This is a genomic window from Micromonospora sp. NPDC005163 (genome assembly GCF_053599835.1).
On sequence record NZ_JBSFYP010000158.1, the window covers coordinates 1 to 1,939 of the forward strand.

Annotated in this window: 1 protein-coding gene and 1 pseudogene; one reads left to right on the plus strand and one right to left on the minus strand. The window is 71.8% G+C overall.

The features are described from left to right. Positions 1-89 precede the first annotated feature (89 nt). Positions 90-1,352, minus strand: coding sequence for an alkaline phosphatase (locus ACWD6N_RS37685; protein ID WP_354966910.1), 1,263 nt, complete (start codon positions 1,350-1,352; stop codon positions 90-92). Between the two features lie 144 nt (positions 1,353-1,496). Here ACWD6N_RS37685 and ACWD6N_RS37690 point away from each other — a divergent pair. Continuing rightward, positions 1,497-1,939: pseudogene (locus ACWD6N_RS37690) on the plus strand (hypothetical protein); the annotation flags it as partial.

The following is a 1,939-nucleotide window of genomic DNA, read 5'->3' on the forward strand; positions in this document are numbered from 1 at the left end:
GTGGTCAGCCGGGCGCGAAACGGTCTGGTGGCGCTGGCCGGAGCGCCCTCCCGTCCCTGATGCGAGACGGGAGGGCGCGGCCAGCCGGGTCAGCGGGTGAGGATCTGGGCGAGCACGTCGTGCACGTGGGTGTTCGGGTGCTTGCCGCTGAACTGCTCGGCCAGCGGACCGACCGCGGTTACCGGCACGTCGGCGCCGGTGTGCCCGCTGGTGGTCCAGTCCAGGTTGAAGCTCAGGCTGCTGCCCTTGATCGGGAAGGGGCCATCCTCGGCCGAGATGCCGTCGCCCGATTCGTCGGAGGTGGCGGTGTCCTCGACGGTCAGGCCGCCGCACTCGTGGTCACCGGTCACCACGACCAGGGTGTCCGGGTGGCTGGCCGCGTAGTTGCGGGCCACCGCGACGGCCTTCTCCAGCTCGCCGAGGGCCTGGAGCATTCGGGTGCCATTGTTCGCGTGGGCGAACTCGTCGATGCCCTCCTCCTCGACGAAGAGGAAGAAACCCTGCTTGTTCTTCGACAGGGTGGACAGGGCCTTGTCGGTCATCGTGGCCAGGCTGGCCGGCGGGTTGTAGACGTCGCCCTCGCCCTCGGGGCGCTGCTGGAACAGCTCCTCGTTGGCGAAGAGGCCGAGCAGTTTGCCGCCCTTGGCGGCCTGCAGCTGATCGGCGGTGGATACGTACTGGTAGCCCTTGGCCTTCGCCTCGGTGATCAGGTCGCCCTTGGTGCCCGTGCTGGCCTCGGACGGGTCCTCGGCCGGCTTGTCCGGATAGGCCCCGGCGGCGCCGGCCGGCAGCCACCAGTCCTCGCCGCCGCCCAGGATGACGTCCGGCTTGGTGACCTCGAGGTACTGCCGGGCGATCTCGTCCTGGGCGGAGCGGTTGGCGGTGTTGGCGAAGAAGGCGGCCGGGCTGGCGTCGGTGACCTGGGCGGTGGTGACCAGGCCGGTCGCCTTGCCGGCGGCTTTTGCCTGGGCGCCGAGGGTGGGCAGCGGGTTGCCGTCCACGTCGACGCTGATCGCGCCGTTGTAGGTCTTCTCGCCGGTGGCCCAGGCGGTCGCGGCGGCGGCGGAGTCGGTGATCGGCGACGCGGGGTCGTGCGGGCTGGTGGTGAGCTGGCCGGAATAGGGCAGCTTGTCCATGGTGAGCTGGCCGTCGAGACCGGCCAGGTAGAGGCGGGCGGCCTCGCGCTGGGCAGCGGCCATACCGTCACCGTTGATGAAGATGACGTTGCGAGCCTTGCCCTTGGCCGGGCCGGCGTCGGCCGCGGTGATCGGGTTGACCAGGCTCAGGCCGGTGGCGGCGACCGCCCCCGCGACCACGGGGGCCAGCAGCCAGCGGCTGGAACGGAAAGTCACGGGTTGTCCTCCTGACGGACGGGCGTTTGGCGGTCACCACGCAACCGCAGCCGCCGGTCAGGCGCCTGACCTGCGGGTTAACGCGGGACGGCGGTTCTCCGACTTCTGTTGCCCCGGGCAACGGCATGGCCTCCGGCCCCGGGCGTGGCCGCCGTCGTGCGTCTACGTGGTCGACGGGGCCTGCGCCGGTTCACCGTCACCGACGGCGGCGCGCTGCGCGCCGGCGAGGTCTTCGGCACCTGCGACGCCGGCTCCTTCGACGGCGTACGCGTCGACGATGCGGGCCGGGTCTGCGTCGCCACGCACGACGGGCTGCACTGCTTCCACCTCGTCGGGCAGTCGCCAGAGCGTCCAGCGTCCCCGGACGGGGCCAAGGGTGGAGCGCACTACCGGACGACCTTGGCCCCGTCCGGGAAGGCTGGTAGCCCTTGTGGTGCCCGGCGAGGGGATCCGCGGCTGATGTCTGAGGAGGGGTCGGGGTTCGGGGCGGTCCCCGAGGTCTTCCCAAGGTTTTGTGCCCGTCAGCGTGGCGGGCCGGCCCGGCCGGTGCCGGCCGGAAGCCGCTGGCAGGCCCAGGCGAGCTGCTA